General features: G+C 64.9%; 14 protein-coding genes. 9 read left to right on the top strand and 5 right to left on the bottom strand.

The genetic code is table 11. The annotated features are described in order from the left end of the window. Positions 1-288: 288 nt before the first annotated feature. Together ACROSR_RS11325 and ACROSR_RS11320 are read left to right on the top strand one after the other, a co-directional pair. Positions 289-852 carry a L,D-transpeptidase gene (locus ACROSR_RS11325; RefSeq protein ID WP_432685083.1) on the top strand — a complete coding sequence of 188 codons (564 nt, stop codon included), beginning with the start codon at positions 289-291 and terminating at the stop codon, positions 850-852. A gap of 212 nt (positions 853-1,064) precedes the next feature. Continuing rightward, the gene (locus ACROSR_RS11320) at positions 1,065-1,271 is read left to right on the top strand and encodes a cold-shock protein (RefSeq protein ID WP_336418002.1); all 207 of its coding nucleotides are present in this window, start codon (positions 1,065-1,067) and stop codon (positions 1,269-1,271) included. Between the two features lie 46 nt (positions 1,272-1,317). Here ACROSR_RS11320 and ACROSR_RS11315 read toward each other — a convergent pair whose 3' ends face one another. Further along, a complete protein-coding gene (locus tag ACROSR_RS11315; RefSeq protein ID WP_432685082.1) occupies positions 1,318-1,944 on the bottom strand; it encodes an arylesterase in 627 nt (208 codons plus the stop codon). 52 nt (positions 1,945-1,996) lie between these two features. Here ACROSR_RS11315 and ACROSR_RS11310 point away from each other — a divergent pair, with 52 nt between their 5' ends. Then, positions 1,997-2,674, top strand: a complete 678-nt coding sequence (locus tag ACROSR_RS11310) for an ABC transporter ATP-binding protein (protein WP_432685080.1) — start codon at positions 1,997-1,999, stop codon at positions 2,672-2,674. Continuing rightward, positions 2,671-5,193 (top strand): ABC transporter permease, encoded by a 2,523-nt coding sequence (locus ACROSR_RS11305; protein ID WP_432685078.1) that lies wholly within the window; start codon positions 2,671-2,673, stop codon positions 5,191-5,193. The genes ACROSR_RS11310 and ACROSR_RS11305 overlap by 4 nt, the downstream gene beginning before the upstream one ends. 12 nt (positions 5,194-5,205) lie before the next feature. On the opposite strand, the gene ACROSR_RS11300 is transcribed toward ACROSR_RS11305, so the two are convergent. Then, complete coding sequence (locus tag ACROSR_RS11300) at positions 5,206-5,409, bottom strand: hypothetical protein (RefSeq protein ID WP_432685076.1); 204 nt, start codon at positions 5,407-5,409, stop codon at positions 5,206-5,208. Positions 5,410-5,505: 96 nt separating this feature from the next. After that, a complete protein-coding gene (locus tag ACROSR_RS11295; protein WP_432685074.1) occupies positions 5,506-6,150 on the bottom strand; it encodes a pyrimidine 5'-nucleotidase in 645 nt (214 codons plus the stop codon). A 107-nt stretch (positions 6,151-6,257) separates the two neighbouring features. Here ACROSR_RS11295 and ACROSR_RS11290 point away from each other — a divergent pair, with 107 nt between their 5' ends. Continuing rightward, positions 6,258-6,902 carry a GntR family transcriptional regulator gene (locus tag ACROSR_RS11290; protein WP_432685072.1) on the top strand — a complete coding sequence of 215 codons (645 nt, stop codon included), beginning with the start codon at positions 6,258-6,260 and terminating at the stop codon, positions 6,900-6,902. Here ACROSR_RS11290 and ACROSR_RS11285 read toward each other — a convergent pair. Together ACROSR_RS11285 and carA are read right to left on the bottom strand one after the other, a co-directional pair. Further along, entirely contained in the window at positions 6,843-8,786 is a 1,944-nt protein-coding gene (locus tag ACROSR_RS11285) for a glycosyltransferase (RefSeq protein ID WP_432685070.1), read from the bottom strand. The two genes, ACROSR_RS11290 and ACROSR_RS11285, sit on opposite strands and share 60 nt — an antisense overlap. Before the next feature lie 293 nt (positions 8,787-9,079). Continuing rightward, positions 9,080-10,228, bottom strand: coding sequence for a glutamine-hydrolyzing carbamoyl-phosphate synthase small subunit (carA, locus tag ACROSR_RS11280; protein ID WP_432685068.1), 1,149 nt, complete (start codon positions 10,226-10,228; stop codon positions 9,080-9,082). 156 nt (positions 10,229-10,384) lie between these two features. On the opposite strand from carA, the gene ACROSR_RS11275 reads away from it, so the two are divergent. From ACROSR_RS11275 to msrQ, 4 genes are all read left to right on the top strand, one after another. After that, complete coding sequence (locus ACROSR_RS11275; protein WP_432685066.1) at positions 10,385-10,843, top strand: GatB/YqeY domain-containing protein; 459 nt, start codon at positions 10,385-10,387, stop codon at positions 10,841-10,843. Between the two features lie 147 nt (positions 10,844-10,990). Beyond that, complete coding sequence (locus ACROSR_RS11270; protein WP_432685064.1) at positions 10,991-12,484, top strand: FMN-binding glutamate synthase family protein; 1,494 nt, start codon at positions 10,991-10,993, stop codon at positions 12,482-12,484. A 75-nt stretch (positions 12,485-12,559) separates the two neighbouring features. After that, entirely contained in the window at positions 12,560-13,465 is a 906-nt protein-coding gene (gene msrP / locus ACROSR_RS11265; protein WP_432685062.1) for a protein-methionine-sulfoxide reductase catalytic subunit MsrP, read from the top strand. Beyond that, positions 13,465-14,082: a protein-methionine-sulfoxide reductase heme-binding subunit MsrQ gene (gene msrQ / locus ACROSR_RS11260; RefSeq protein ID WP_432685060.1), complete on the top strand. Its 618-nt coding sequence runs from the start codon at positions 13,465-13,467 to the stop codon at positions 14,080-14,082. Before msrP ends, msrQ begins: the two co-directional genes overlap by 1 nt. The last annotated feature ends 678 nt before the right edge of the window (positions 14,083-14,760 follow it).

Here is a 14,760-nt window from a genome sequence, read left to right as displayed (position 1 = left end):
ACCCGCTGACGTGTTTTCACTCCGTGTCCAGCGGGGATGTTTTCGCGCGGTATCGGCACCAGATTGAGGGTAAGTCAACGCATGAATGCGGGGATCAAGACATATATCGGGAAAGCGACCTCCGCGAGGATCAACGCCGCTGGACGGGTCGCATCGGCGCGATCTACGGCGATCCGACGTGATGGTATGGCCACAGGCCGACCGTTGCGTGCGGACGCATCGGTTTTTGACCTCCACCCCGGCGCATCGCGCGCCTATACAAGCACAGGTTTTGCCATGAGGTGTTCAATGATAAACAGACGTCACGCCATTCTCGGCGGGTTTGCCGCGCTTGGCCCGGCCCTTGTACCCGGAGTTGCGCGGGCGATCGAGCTCGCCCCGAAATTCACACCGCAAGAGGTAAGCTTCGATCCCCGGTACAAGGCCGGACAGCTTGTCGTCCTGCCGCGCGCGCATTTTCTCTACCTTGTGACCGAACCGGGCCGCGCGCGGCGCTATGGCGTGGGCGTCGGACGCGCCGGGCTGGATTTCACCGGCACCGCGACGATCGCCGTCAAGAAGAAATGGCCCACCTGGCGGCCCACCGACGAGATGATCGCGCGCGAGCCGCAGACCTATGCGCGGTTCAAGGGCAATGACTATGTGCAACCCGGCGGCGCGGACAATCCGCTTGGATCGCGGGCGCTGTATCTGTTCCAGAACGGGCGCGACACCTATTACAGGATCCACGGCACAAACGCCCCGAATTCGATCGGACGCTCGGTGTCGAACGGGTGCATCCGCATGCTCAACGCGCATGTGCAGGACCTGTACCAGCGCGTGCCGATCGGGACCGTCGTCACGGTTCTGTAACCGGCTGCGCCGTGGTATCGCATGCGGTGTGACCCGGTATCGCAGGCTGTCTTTGCCCTTGATTTTTTCGACAACTCGCGGCATCTTTTTCGTGCGACGTTAAGGCTATCGACCATCTGCTGCTCTTTCACGGCTCAGTCACTCGATCTTGCACGACAGAGCCGGGCTGCCGCAGGTCCGCGGGCAGCGACAAACTGAAGGAGATCAGAACGATGGCTTCTGGCACCGTAAAATGGTTCAATTCCACCAAAGGCTACGGCTTTATCGCACCGGATGGCGGCGGGAAGGACGTGTTCGTCCATATTTCCGCGGTCGAGCGTGCGGGTCTGACCGGTCTGGCCGACAATCAGAAAGTGAATTTCGACGTCGAAGCCGGCCGTGACGGCCGCGAATCGGCGGCCAATCTCAGCCTCGCCTGAGGGTTGAGGCAACATGGCAAGGAATGGGGCCCTTCTTGGGCCCTTTTCATTTTGCGGCCTCGACCAATCGGCGGACGTGCGGGCCCAGATCCTCGACGATTCGCGCCACGCCTTCGGCGTTTGGGTGAATGCCGTCATCTTGAAAATACGCCTGAAGCTCGGACGGAGAGCCGTCGCCCAGACCGGCAAAGAAATCCGGGGCGTAAAGCGTGTCATACGCCTTTGACAGGTCCGGATAGATCGCGTCGAAGGCGGTCTTGTACTCTGCCCCGTAATTGCCCGGCGCATCCATGCCCACAAGCAGCACCGCAACATCCTGCGCCTGTGCCGCCTGCAGGATTTTGTCAAGATTGGCTCGGCTGACATCCGGGTCGATGCCGCGCAACAGGTCATTGCCGCCAAGGGCGACGATCATCGCGTCGATTTCGGGGGTGAGGCTCCAGTCCACGCGCGCCGCGCCGCCCGCGGTGGTGTCACCCGACACGCCCGCATTGACGATCTCCGCCTCGACGCCCTGCGCGTCCAACCAGTCGCGCAATTGCGGCACGAACCCGTCCTCTTGCGGCAGGCCGTAACCCTGCGTCAGGCTGTCGCCGAAGGCCAGCACAGTGACCGCGTCGTCGGCATGAACCGGCCCGACCAGCGTGACGTAAAACGCAAGGGCCTTGCCCATCCACCGCAATGGCCCATATGTCGAAAAACCCTTACCCATCAGGCACAAACGCATGACATCTCCTATCCTGTCCCTCGATGACGCAAGTCTCACCCTGGAGGGGAACGCCGGTCTTGTCCGGATACTCCACGGGATCACGCTGGATGTCCAGCAGGGCACGTCGGTCAGCCTTGTAGGGCCGTCGGGATCGGGCAAGTCGTCGCTGCTGATGCTGATGGGCGGTCTGGAACGGGCAACCGGCGGTAATGTGCACGCGCTTGGTCATGATCTGGGCGGGATGCACGAGGATCAGCTTGCACGGCTGAGGCGCGACAATTTCGGGGTGGTGTTCCAGTCCTTCCACCTGATTCCGACGATGACCGCGCTGGAAAACGTCGCGACGCCGCTGGAACTGGCCGGGGTCCGCGATGCGATGACCCGCGCGCGGGCCGAGCTTGCGGCAGTCGGGCTTGCCGACCGCGCCGGGCACTACCCGTCGCAACTGTCGGGCGGCGAGCAACAGCGCGTCGCGCTGGCCCGCGCCGCCGCCCCGCGCCCGGCGATCATCCTCGCCGACGAGCCGACCGGCAACCTCGACGGCGTCACGGGCGAGGCGATCATCGACATGCTGTTCGGCCTGCGCGACCGTCACGGCGCGACGCTGGTGCTTGTCACCCACGATACCGAACTGGCCGCGCGCTGCGACCGGGTGATCAACCTGCGTGACGGCGCGTTGGAGGCCGCTGCATGAGCGTGGCCGTCGCGGCAAAATTCGCCCGGCGCGAGCTGCGCGGCGGGTTGCGCGGGTTCCGCATCTTCCTGGCCTGCGTCATCCTCGGCGTCGCGGCCATCGCCGCCGTGGGCACCTTGCGCGAGAGCGTGCGCGCGGGGTTGGCCGATCAGGGGGCGGCGCTGCTGGGAGGTGATGCCGAGATCGAGCTGACCTACCGATTCGCCACCGAGGCCGAGCGTGACTGGATGGACGGCGTCGCGAGCGCGGTGTCGGAGATCGCCGATTTCCGGTCGATGTCGCGCACGGATGACGGCGCGCGCGAGCTGACGCAGGTCAAGGCCGTCGACGATGCCTACCCGTTGGTGGGCGCGGTAGAGCTGTCGCCCGATATCGCGCTGGAGGCCGCGCTGGCCGGGACGGACGGCCTGCCCGGCGCGGTGATGCAGCCGCTCTTGATATCCCGCCTCGGGGTCGAGGTGGGCGATACGGTGCGTCTGGGCGCACAAGACTTTCGCCTGATGGCCGAACTGGTGCGTGAACCCGACCCCTCGCGTGCCGGCTTCGGGTTGGGGCCGCGGACCATCGTCGCGCGGGATGCGCTTGACGGGTCCGGGCTGCTGTCCGAGGGGTCGCTCTTTTCCTCGAAGTACCGGCTGGATCTGCCCCCCGGCACCGACCTGTCGGCGCTGGAGGCCCGCGCACTGGATCAACTGGAGGGCAGTGGCGCACGCTGGACCGATGCGCGCAACGCCAGTCCGCGCGTCGCGGAATTCGTCACCCGGCTGGGTGCGTTTCTGGTGCTGGTGGGGCTGTCAGGGCTGGCCGTGGGCGGTGTCGGCATCTCTGCGGCGCTGCGCAGTTATCTCGCCGGCAAGGTGCAGGTGATTGCCACATTGCGCAGCATTGGCGCGGACCAGCGGACGATATTTCTGACCTATTTTTTCCAGGTCGGTGTGCTGGCTGTGCTGGGCATCATCGGCGGGCTGATACTGGGTGTCGGTGTGCCGATCGCGCTGGGTCCCGTGATCTCGGCGCGGCTGCCGGTCCCGGCGGTGTTTGCCGTGTACCCCGCTCCGATGATCGAGGCCGCGCTCTATAGCGTGCTGAGCGTGCTGATCTTCACCCTCTGGCCGCTGGCGCGCGCGCGCGAAGTGCGCGCCGCCGCGCTTTACCGCGAGGCGGCTGGAGGGCGGCATGGCTGGCCCGGTTGGCGCTATGTGGCCGCGACGCTGGGGCTTTTGGGCGTGCTGTTGCTGGCTGCGGTTCTGTTTTCGGGCAACTTTCGCCTGACGCTTTGGACGGCCAGTGGCATCCTCGGCGCGCTGGGGTTGCTGACGCTGGCCGCGATGGCGGTACAGTGGGCGGCGCGACGCCTGCGGCCCCGCATGACCGGTCGCCCCGCCCTTGGGTGGGCGCTGGGCGCCATCGGCGGGCCGGGGACGACCGCCGGTCCGGTGATGCTGTCGCTGGGGCTGGGGCTGTCGGTGCTGGCCGCCGTGGGTCAGATCGACGGCAACCTGCGCCAGGCCATCGCCGGCGACCTGCCGGAGCGCGCGCCGTCGTTCTTCTTCGTCGACCTGCAAAAGGACCAGATGCCGTGGTTCCTGGACCGGCTGGAGGACGACCCGGCCGTGAGCCGGGTCGATAACGCGCCGATGCTGCGCGGGATCATCGCCCGGATCAACGACCGTCCCGCGCGCGACGTGGCGCCGGGGCACTGGGTGGTCGAGGGTGACCGCGCCGTCAGCTACGCCGAGGGTCTGCCAGAGCGCACGACGCTGGTCGCCGGCAGTTGGTGGGGCGACGACTATTCCGGCCCCCCGCAACTGAGCTTTGCCGCCGAGGAGGCGCGCGAAATGGGAATCGGGATCGGTGACGAGATCACCGTCAACATCCTGGGCCGCGACATCACTGCGCCGATCACGTCGTTGCGCGAGGTGGACTTCTCCAGCGTCGGCATGGGCTTTGTGCTGTTGATGAACCCGTCGGCGGTCGAAGACGCGCCGCATACCTTCATCGCCACCGTCTATGCAGACACCGTGGCCGCCGAAGAGGCGATCCTGGGCGATGTCACCGACCGCTATCCCAACGTGACCGCGATCAACGTGCGAGATGCCCTCGGCCGGGTGACCGATCTGCTGGCAAGCCTTGCGTCGGCCACGTCCTGGGGGGCGGCCGTGACGCTTTTGACCGGGTTCCTGGTGCTGATCGGGGCGGCGGCGGCAGACAGCCGCGCGCGCACCTACGAGGCCGCGATCCTCAAGACACTGGGGGCGAGCCGTGCCCAGATCCTGTGGAGCATTGCGCTGCGCGCGCTGATTCTCGGGGCCGTTGCCGGGGGTGTCGCGCTGGCGGCCGGGATCGGCGGCGGCTGGGCGGTCAGCCATTTCGTGATGGACACGCCCTATGCCGTGATCTGGCCGTCGGCACTGGGGATTGTCGCGGGCGGGGTCGTGGTGACGCTTCTGGCAGGGTTGGCCTTTGCGCTGCGCCCGTTGCGCGCCTCGCCGGCACGCACGCTGCGGGCGCAGGAGTGAGACACCGCCACGTCAGCCGCGCGAGCCGAGCACCATCAGCACGTAAATCACCGGCACCAGCAGGACAGCCGGGATATACAGCCCCGGAATGCCCCAGATCACGACACTGCCCGCCCAGGCCGCGAGGAAAAGCAGCACGCCGACCAGCAGGATGATCTCTGCCTTGCGATCCGATTTTTCCGTGTCGGTGTGATTGGTTTGGTTGTTGTCAGTCATGTTGGGTCCATTGTTGAAAGGTGATCCGTCTGCGCGGGTTATCTGTCCGCAAAGAGCGTGACAGGACAGGCTTTGATGACACTGGTCCTTAGCATATCACACAAGTTGCGCCAGGAAACCGCCCAGATCGTCGGTGTGATGGTGGATGTGCGGGGCCGGTTCGGGGGCGTCTGCCACGTGAACTGTGCGCATCCCCAGGGCGTGCGGGGCTTCCAGGTTGCGCGCCACGTCCTCGAACATCGCGGCGGCCGACGGCGCACTGCCGTCACGCGCCAGCACCGCCTCGAAGGCGCGCGCTTCGGGCTTGGGGCGGTAACCTGCGTGCTCAACCCCGTAGATCGCGTCGAACACCCCCGCCAGCCCGCGCCGGTCGATCACCCGTTCGGCATAGGGGGCCGAGCCGTTGGTATGCACGATCCGTCTGCCCGGCAGCCTTGCGATGGCGGCGCGCAGGCCCGGATCGGGGTCGAGATGATCAAGCGAGATGTCGTGCACCTCGGTCAGGTAGGGGCCCGGATCAAGATCGTGCACCCGCATCAGCCCGGCCAGCGTCGTGCCGTGATCGCGCCAGTATGTCGCGCGCAGCCTGTCTGCGTCGGCATGGTCGAGGCGCAGTGTCTTCATGATGTAGGCGGTCATGCGCGTGTCGATCTGGTCGAAGAGCCGCGCCGAGGGTGGGTAGAGCGTGTTGTCCAGATCGAACACCCAGGTCGTGACGTGGGAAAAATATGATTTCGGCATGATCCCGATATTAGGCGCGCGGGGCAGGGCGCGCAATCGGCGAAGGCTTGATCCATGCCGCAAAGCGCGTAATGTCGCATGTGTGCGTGACAGGAGACCCAGACCAGATGAAACCGCCAACCACCGATGCCTATGCCCTGCTTCTCGAAGCGATCGATGTGGGCATTTTCAAGCCGGGCGACCGGCTGGTGGAAAGCGATCTGGCCGAACGGTTTGGGGTGTCGCGCACGCCGATCCGCGAGGCGCTGCAACGGCTTGAGACGCAATCCATGCTGACCCGTGACGGGCGCAGCCTGATCGTGGCCTCGCTCGATTACAACCAGTTGGCCGAGCTGTACGTGGTGCGCGCCGAACTCGAGGGGCTGGCCGCACAGCTTGCCGCCCGCCACGCCACCCCCGAGGAGGTTGGCGTGCTGCGCGACATGGTCGAGGAGGATCGGTCGCTTCTGGGCCAGCCCGCAGAACTGGCGCGCGCCAACCGGCGGTTTCACAAGCAGATCCATCTGGCCTCGCATAACCGGTTCCTGGTGCAGCAGCTTGACCTCGTGCACCGGTCGATGGCGCTTCTGGCGACCACGTCGCTGGCCGCAGTGGGGCGTGACACGGATGCGTTGCGCGAACATGGCGCGATCGTCAGCGCGATCGAGGCCCGCGATGGCGAGGCCGCCGCGAAGGCGCTGCGTGATCATATTTCAAAGGCCTTCGTGACCCGGCTGAAGCTTGATTCCGGCGAGGTCCGGACCGCCCTCTGAGCGGTGCCGCCCGCGCGCCGCGACCGACAGGCCATGCGCCGTCTTGTCCCAGAAGAACGGTTTGACCAGCAATTCGAACAGTGCCTTGTAGGCGGCAATGGCCGCAAGCGGCGCGTAGAAATGCATCAACGGCACCCAGGGTAGCAGATGGCGGTGTTTGGGGCGCGACACCGACCCGGCATAGATACCGATATTCATCACCTCGACCGCGAGGAACAGTGTGCCGAGACCGACCAGTGCCGCGCGCGGCAAGACCGGATCAAGCGGATGCGGCAGGCCGAACATCACCAGCCAGAAACTCCACAGCACGGGGGCCAGCAGAACCTGCGACAGCGCACTGATGAAATGCGCCTGAAATCCCCAGAACTTGCGCGACCCCATCTGGCGCCACAGCCGGCCCGGATGGCGCATATGCACGAGATAGGTGGTCATGTACCCCTTCAGCCAGCGTGAGCGCTGCTTGATCCAAGGCCAGGCGCGGCAGTTGGCCTCTTCCTCGGTGACGGTGCCGACCATTTCCGTGCGGTAGCCGTGGCGCGCGAGTCGAAAGCCCAGATCGGCGTCCTCAGTCACGTTATGCGCGTCCCAGCCGCCCAAGCTTTCCAGAACGTCACGGCGAAAATACAGCGTCGTGCCCCCCAGCGGGATCGCCAGGCCGAGTCGCGCCATGCCCGGCAACATTGTGCGAAACCACGTGGCGTATTCGATGGTGAAACAGCGCGCCAGCCAGTTTTGCCGCGGGTTGTAGTAGTCGAGAATACCCTGAAGGCAGGCGACATCGCGCGGCACCTGCTGAAAGCGGCGGGCGATCTTGGTGATCTGGTCGGGGTCGGGTGCGTCCTCGGCGTCGAAAATGCCGATGATGTCGCCCTGGCAGAAATCCAGCGCGTAATTCATCGCGCGCGGTTTGGTCCGGGGCTGGCCGTCGGGCACGACAACGGGCCGGATCCAGGGCGGCAGGTCGATTCCGGCCAGCGTTCCTTGGGTGAGATGATCCTCTTCTTCCAGAACGAGGATCACGTCGAGCAGGCACTTGGGATAGGTCAGCCGCGTCAGCCGGGCGACGAGCGCGTGGGCGATTTCCGTCTCGCGAAAGAGCGGCACGAGGATCGACACGCGGGGCAGGGGGCGCATGACGGTCGGTTCGTGATGTGGCAGGTCGGTGTCGTCGGTCACATGCGCCACGGCCGCGGCGATCTTGAGCATGGCCGCCACCCCGAGTGTCAGAGCCGCCCAGCCGGCGAGCATCCCGAACACCGCCACGGGCCAAAGCGCGCAAAGCAGCGCGATAGCGCAGAGCGCCGCCAGGGTCAGCCCGATGCGTCGGTGCATCGACGCGCGCCAGGTGCGGCAGCTTTCGATCTCGGGGACGCGGGTGACGGCCATGTCGCGCAGCGTATCGCGGTGATCGCGGGCGATTCGGCCCTGCACGGCGTCGCGCGGGGCCACGGCCAGCTTTGCCAGCGACATGTCCGCCGGCAGCGCGCGGCGCAGCGGCAGAAGGCTGTCGGCGCCATTCGAGGCGATCCGCGGCGCGCCGGTCTCGTCGCGGATCACCGTGGCCCCGTGGCGCAGCAGCACGCGCGGGTCGAGCCCGGTATCAATGGGCGGAGCATTTGCAAGCACATCGGGCGCGATCTGCCGCGCGGACAGCCGGCGGGCATGGGCGCTCAGCAGGTCGTCGTCGCTGGCAAGCCCCTCGGCGCGCAGGATCCGATCGAACGAGCTGTCGCATTGGCGCTGGACGAGCGTTGCGAGTGCGGCGTCCGACCGGCTGATCTTGCCCGCGCGGATCAGTTCGCGCCCCAGCGGATCGACGGGTACCGCCGGTGCATGCCCCTTGCCGGCACGCAGCCCGCTTTGACGAAGTTCCGAGATACCCATACCGCACCCTGCGTCCTACCCCTGTGGATAAACGCTAGAGACCGGATAGTTAACGATGTTTTAACGAGTGGTTAATGAGAGGTGAAAAAGTTCGGGGGCTGTCGGGATTTCGGGTTGGTCCGCAAGGCGGATCTCGTTCCCGGTATCGCGCCGGGGCTTTAGCCGCGATATCCGATCACGGCCGATAAACCGCGTCTCTCCCTCTGAATCACATCGCCGCCCAGTTCTCAACGCCGATCTGCCACTAACGGCCGCGCAGCCAATCCGATAGGATATGCCGCCGCAGCCGGGGCTCACTTCGTCATTGATGCCGTAAACCGCTCGAACAGGTAGAAGCTGTCTTGGGGGCCGGGGCTGGCCTCGGGGTGTTGCTGCACCGAAAAGACCGGGCGGCCCTGCAGGCGGATGCCGCAATTCGACCCGTCGAAGAGCGAGACATGCGTTTCGATCACGCCCTCGGGCAGACTTTGCCCGTCCACCGCGAAGCCGTGATTCATCGAGGTGACCTCGACCTTGCCTGTGTCGAGATCCTTGACGGGATGATTGGCGCCGTGGTGGCCGTGGTTCATCTTGACGGTCTTGCCGCCGACCGCGAGCGCCAGCATCTGGTGCCCGAGGCAGATCCCGAACATCGGCAGCCCGGCGTCGAGCACGCCGCGGATCATCGGTACGGCATACTTGCCCGTCGCCGCCGGGTCGCCGGGGCCGTTCGACAGGAACACGCCGTCGGGTGCGTGGGCCAGAACATCTTCGGCGGTGGCGGTCGCGGGCAGCACCGTCACCTCGCATCCCGCACTGGCAAGGCAGCGCAGGATGTTGCGCTTGGCACCGTAATCGACCGCAACCACCTTGTGCCGGGGCGCGTGCTGACGGGTATAGCCTTGGGGCCACGCCCATCTCATCTCGTCCCAGCGGTAGGACTGGACGCAGGTCACGTCGCGCGCAAGGTCCATACCCGTCAGCCCGGCGAAACCGCGGGCCCGGGCGACAAGCGCCTCGACGTCGAAATTGCCGTCGGGGTCGTGCGACAGCGCCACATGCGGTGCGCCCTGCTGGCGGATCGCGCGCGTCAGTCGCCTTGTATCGACCCCGCCGATCGCGATGCGTCCGCGCCGCGCCAGCCAGTCCGACAAGGGCTGTTTGGCGCGCCAGTTGCTGGGCTCTGTCGGGTCCCATCGCACCACCATGCCCGCCGCGACCGGATCCACGGTCTCGTCATCGTCGGGGTTCACGCCGGTATTGCCCACATGCGGAAAGGTGAAGGTAACGATCTGCCCGGCATAGCTGGGATCGGTCATGATCTCCTGGTAGCCGGTCATCGCGGTGTTGAAGCAAAGCTCGGCCGTGGTGTCGCCCACGGCGCCGAAGCCCTGACCGTAGAACAACGACCCGTCGGCAAGCGCGAGACAGGCGGTCGGGCGGGGGAGCGGCGCGTGGTCCATGTGCAGATATCTCCGATAAGACTCAGCGCGAGGTAAGCGGGCTTGCGGCAAGGGTCAAGGCCCGGCGACACGAGGTCGGGCCCGGCGCGGTGGTTGTCTTGACCGTGTGCGATGGCTATCTGTAGCCCCTGTCACTGACCCACGAGGATGGAACCAATGGAATTGCGCGACCGGATCGCCCAAGCACTCAAGACGGCGATGAAGACGCGGGACACCAGCCGCCTCGCGACCCTGCGCCTTATCAACGCTGCGATCAAGGATCAGGACATCGCCGGGCGCAGCGCCGATGGCGTGACCTCTGTCGGGGATGCCGAGATCACCGCGATCCTTGCCAGGATGATCAAGCAGCGCAACGAAAGCGTGCGCGCGTATGAAGAGGCCGGCCGGCTGGACTTGGCCGAGCAGGAACGCGGCGAGATCGCGGTGATCGAGGATTTCCTGCCGCGCCAGATGACCGAGGCGGAGATCACGAAAGCGATCGACACCGCGATTGATGAGGTCGGCGCAAACTCGGTGCGCGACATGGGCAAGATCATGGGCAAGCTCAAGGCGCGGCATGCCGGCCAGATGGATTTCGGCACGGTGGGGCGCAAGGTGAAGGCCCGGCTGGGCTGACCGGCCGAGGTCTATCCACAGCAGGTGGCGACGTGGTGTCAGATCCGTGTGGGATCGTGCGCCACGTCTTGCCGGTGCGCCGCAGGCCGGGCACACCCTGAATAACGGCCCGACGCGGGGCTGTCCGAAGCGTTGAAAGGGGGCGGGATGGATTACGTGACGCAGATCGTGCTGTGGCTGGCGCTTGCTTTCGTGGTGGCACTGGCCTGTCTTGTCTTCACCGTGCTGATCTTCTTCGTGATCGACAGGACCCAGACCGGCGACGCGATCCGGCGTAATTACCCGGTGATCGGACGATTCCGGGGGCTGTTCTCGAAACTGGGTGAATTCTTCCGACAGTATTTCTTTGCGATGGACCGCGAGGAGATGCCGTTCAACCGCGCGCAGCGCGACTGGGTCAGCCACGCCACCAAGGGTCGTGGCAACACCATCGCGTTCGGATCGACCCGCAACCTCGATGTGCCGGGCACGCCGATCTTCGTGCCGGCCGCATTTCCGCCGCTTGACGGACAGTTCGCCGCCACCGAGCCGATGGAGATCGGGCCGACCGCCGCCATACCGTACAAGGCACGCTCGATCTACAACATTTCCGGCATGAGCTATGGTGCGATCTCGCGTCCGGCGGTCGAGGCGCTGAGCCGGGGTGCCGCGCAGGCCGGGATCTGGCTCAATACCGGCGAGGGCGGGCTCAGCCCGTTCCATTTGTCTGGCGATTGCGATCTGGTCTACCAGATCGGCACCGCCAAATACGGCGTGCGCGATGCACAGGGCAATCTGAGCGATGCAAGGCTGCGCGACGTGGCAGGCCACGCCCAGGTGCGCATGTTCGAGCTGAAGCTGGCACAGGGCGCGAAACCCGGCAAGGGCGGCATTCTGCCCGGCCAGAAGGTCAGCGCAGAAATCGCCGCGATTCGCGGGATCCCGGAAGGACGCGACAGCATTTCGCCGAACCGCCATGCCGACATCAACGATTTCGGCGAGCTTCTGGATGTCATCGGACACATCCGCGCTGTCACCGGCAAGCCGGTCGGGTTCAAGACGGTGGTCGGGTCGTCGCGCGCGTGGGAAGAGATGTTCGAGCTGATCGTCGCGCGCGGCGCGGATTGCGCGCCGGATTTCATCACCATCGACGGTGGCGAGGGCGGCACCGGGGCCGCGCCCATGCCGCTGATGGATCTGGTCGGGATGCCCATTCGTGACGTGCTGCCCCGCATGGTGGATCTGCGCGACCGGTACGGACTGAAAGAGCGCATTCGCATGATCGCCAGCGGCAAGCTGATGGTGCCCGGCGATGTCGCCTGGGCGATCTGCGCCGGTGCCGACTTCGTGACATCCGCGCGCGGGTTCATGTTCTCGCTTGGGTGCATTCAGGCGCTGAAATGCAACCGCAACACCTGTCCCACGGGCATCACCACGCATGACCCGCATCTGCAGCGCGGGCTGGTGATCGAGGACAAGTACCGGAAGGTGGCCAATTACGCACGCTCGCTGATCGCCGATGTCGAGATGATCGCACATTCCGTGGGCGTGGCCGAACCGCGCCAGATGCGCCGCCGGCACGTGCGGATGGTACAGGCCGACGGATCGTCCATCCGGCTCAACGAGACGCGACCGAGTTACAACACGAACGCGGCCTTGTGATCGGTCGCGATGAAACTCGCGGCTGGCAAGGGACGTGTCTTCCTCTACATTCAAGGTTCGATACAGGAGGATGATATGGCACATCGCTGGACCAACACGCTGCGCGACCGGGACGTCACCCCCGAGGCTTGCTTTCTCAACCGGCGGCAGTTGATCGCCGGGGCGGCGGGCCTCGGGCTGATGGGCGGTGCCGGGGCGGCGCGCGCGCAGGATGACACGCTGGAGCCCAATGACTGGGACGACATCACCACCTACAACAATTACTACGAATTCGGCACTGGCAAGAACGACCCGGCCCGCTACGCCGATGCGCTGACGGTCGAGCCGTGGAGCGTGCGGATCGACGGCATGGTGGACCGGCCCGGTGATTACGCATTCGACGAGATCATGGCCAAAATGACGATCGAAGAGCGGCTGTACCGATTCCGCTGTGTCGAGGCGTGGTCGATGGTCGTGCCGTGGAACGGGTTCGAACTGGCCGATCTGCTGGATCTGGCGGGGGTGCAAAACGGGGCGAAACACGTCGCCTTCGAAACGGTGCTGCGCCCTGACGAGATGCGCGGCGTGGCCTATCCCGTCCTTGACTGGCCCTATGTCGAGGGATTGCGCCTTGACGAGGCGATGCACCCGCTGACGATCACGGCGACGGGCATTTACGGCCGGGACATCCCCAATCAGAACGGCGCGCCGCTGCGGCTGGTGGTGCCGTGGAAATACGGGTTCAAATCGATCAAGTCCGTGGTGCGCGTCACCCTGACCGACAGCGAGCCGCCGACCAGCTGGAACAAGTCGAACCCGCGCGAATACGGCTTCTACTCGAACGTGAACCCGGAGGTGGATCACCCGCGCTGGTCGCAGGCGACCGAGCGGCGCATTGGTGGCGGGCTGTTTTCCTCGCGTATCCCGACCCAGATGTTCAACGGGTACGAGGAAGAGGTGGCGTCGCTGTACACGGGCATGGACCTGACAGAGAAGTTCTGATGCTGCGTGACGGGATCAACGGTGCCGTGCGCCGGGTGCCCGTGTGGCTGATCTGGCTGATCCTCGGGGCGCCGTCGGTGTGGTATTTCTACCTCGGTCTCACCGGCGGTCTCGGGGCAGAGCCGATCAAGGCGCTGGAACGTGCCTTGGGCGAGGTGGCCCTGCAACTTCTGGTCGCCGGCCTCTGCGTGACGCCGCTACGGCGTTATGCGGGCATCAACCTGTTGCGCTTTCGCCGGGCGATCGGGCTGCTGACCTTCAGTTACGTGGCGCTGCACCTGCTGGTGTGGCTGGTGCTGGATGTCGGGATCGTCGCGCAGATCTGGGCCGACATTCTCAAGCGGCCCTACGTGACTGTCGGCTTCGTTGCGTTCCTGCTCATGATTCCGCTCGCGATCACCTCCAACAACCTGTCCTTGCGCCGGCTTGGTCCGCTGCGATGGCGGCGGTTGCACATGCTGACCTACGTGGTGGCTGTTCTGGGGGCGGTGCATTTCATCTGGCTTGCCAAGGGATTCCAGGTCGAGCCGCTGATTTATCTTGGCATGATTCTGATGCTGCTGGCCCTGCGGGTGCGCCTGCCCCAGCGTTTTCGCCGCGTCCGAGTCGGATCGTAGGGGTGACTCGGCGGGTTGAGCGGCGTGAGTCTGGGGATAACCTTGGGGATAACTCCGGATAGTTGTGAAAAGCCCGGTAATGGCTGCGGCTGACGCTTCCAAAATTGGCCGACATTCGATAAAGCCACATCGCAAACTACTGATCATAAACGATAATAGGAAGACATGTAAAAAATGTGACGCAAGATGCAAAAAGGGGTTGCGGCACCGCCGCACTATCCGTAAATACCCCTCTACCGGCGGCGCTGAGGTGTTGTTGGTAGGTTTAGCGGCGAGCGACGCGAAGGTTTGGTTGCTGCGACTTTGACGACTTTGGGGTTTGATTGGCGGGTTGCGCTAAGGATTAGCGCTTCCGGTTGATTTGTCTCTGCGCTCTTTGAAAATTTGTAATCTGAAGAGATATGTGGGCGGTTTGGTTCGTTTCGATGGATCAACGTCTGTATATCAACGCTGGTAGGGTTTCGGCCCGATGACCAGTGTCAGCTTCACTGTCTTGTATGGACTTCGTTTTTTCGGAAACGATGTGCATCAGACAGATGACTCTTGATTGTACCCTTTCCCTAGCCGGGTGGGGGTGGCTGTCTTTTCGTGCTCAAGTAGTCGAATAGGCGGTAGCACAATCAAGGATGTGCAGAGGTTCGACGTCAAGGATACGCTGGTAACGGCGTTTCAACTTGA

This window comes from Roseovarius tibetensis, from assembly GCF_050896375.1.
GTDB lineage: Bacteria > Pseudomonadota > Alphaproteobacteria > Rhodobacterales > Rhodobacteraceae > Roseovarius > Roseovarius tibetensis.
Note: the sequence above shows the minus strand (reverse complement) of the source record. Positions and strands in the feature narration are given on the sequence as shown.

What these genes read in the sequence shown, in the direction of transcription:
- ACROSR_RS11290 (WP_432685072.1), top strand. Translation starts at nt 6,258, where the DNA reads ATGAAACCGCCAACCACCGATGCCTATGCCCTGCTTCTCGAAGCGATC.
- msrQ (WP_432685060.1), top strand. Translation starts at nt 13,465, where the DNA reads ATGCTGCGTGACGGGATCAACGGTGCCGTGCGCCGGGTGCCCGTGTGG.
- ACROSR_RS11275 (WP_432685066.1), top strand. Translation starts at nt 10,385, where the DNA reads ATGGAATTGCGCGACCGGATCGCCCAAGCACTCAAGACGGCGATGAAG.
- ACROSR_RS11310 (WP_432685080.1), top strand. Translation starts at nt 1,997, where the DNA reads ATGACATCTCCTATCCTGTCCCTCGATGACGCAAGTCTCACCCTGGAG.
- ACROSR_RS11325 (WP_432685083.1), top strand. Translation starts at nt 289, where the DNA reads ATGATAAACAGACGTCACGCCATTCTCGGCGGGTTTGCCGCGCTTGGC.
- carA (WP_432685068.1), bottom strand. Translation starts at nt 10,228, where the DNA reads ATGGACCACGCGCCGCTCCCCCGCCCGACCGCCTGTCTCGCGCTTGCC.
- ACROSR_RS11305 (WP_432685078.1), top strand. Translation starts at nt 2,671, where the DNA reads ATGAGCGTGGCCGTCGCGGCAAAATTCGCCCGGCGCGAGCTGCGCGGC.
- ACROSR_RS11315 (WP_432685082.1), bottom strand. Translation starts at nt 1,944, where the DNA reads ATGGGCAAGGCCCTTGCGTTTTACGTCACGCTGGTCGGGCCGGTTCAT.
- ACROSR_RS11270 (WP_432685064.1), top strand. Translation starts at nt 10,991, where the DNA reads ATGGATTACGTGACGCAGATCGTGCTGTGGCTGGCGCTTGCTTTCGTG.
- ACROSR_RS11285 (WP_432685070.1), bottom strand. Translation starts at nt 8,786, where the DNA reads ATGGGTATCTCGGAACTTCGTCAAAGCGGGCTGCGTGCCGGCAAGGGG.
- ACROSR_RS11295 (WP_432685074.1), bottom strand. Translation starts at nt 6,150, where the DNA reads ATGCCGAAATCATATTTTTCCCACGTCACGACCTGGGTGTTCGATCTG.
- ACROSR_RS11300 (WP_432685076.1), bottom strand. Translation starts at nt 5,409, where the DNA reads ATGACTGACAACAACCAAACCAATCACACCGACACGGAAAAATCGGAT.
- ACROSR_RS11320 (WP_336418002.1), top strand. Translation starts at nt 1,065, where the DNA reads ATGGCTTCTGGCACCGTAAAATGGTTCAATTCCACCAAAGGCTACGGC.
- msrP (WP_432685062.1), top strand. Translation starts at nt 12,560, where the DNA reads ATGGCACATCGCTGGACCAACACGCTGCGCGACCGGGACGTCACCCCC.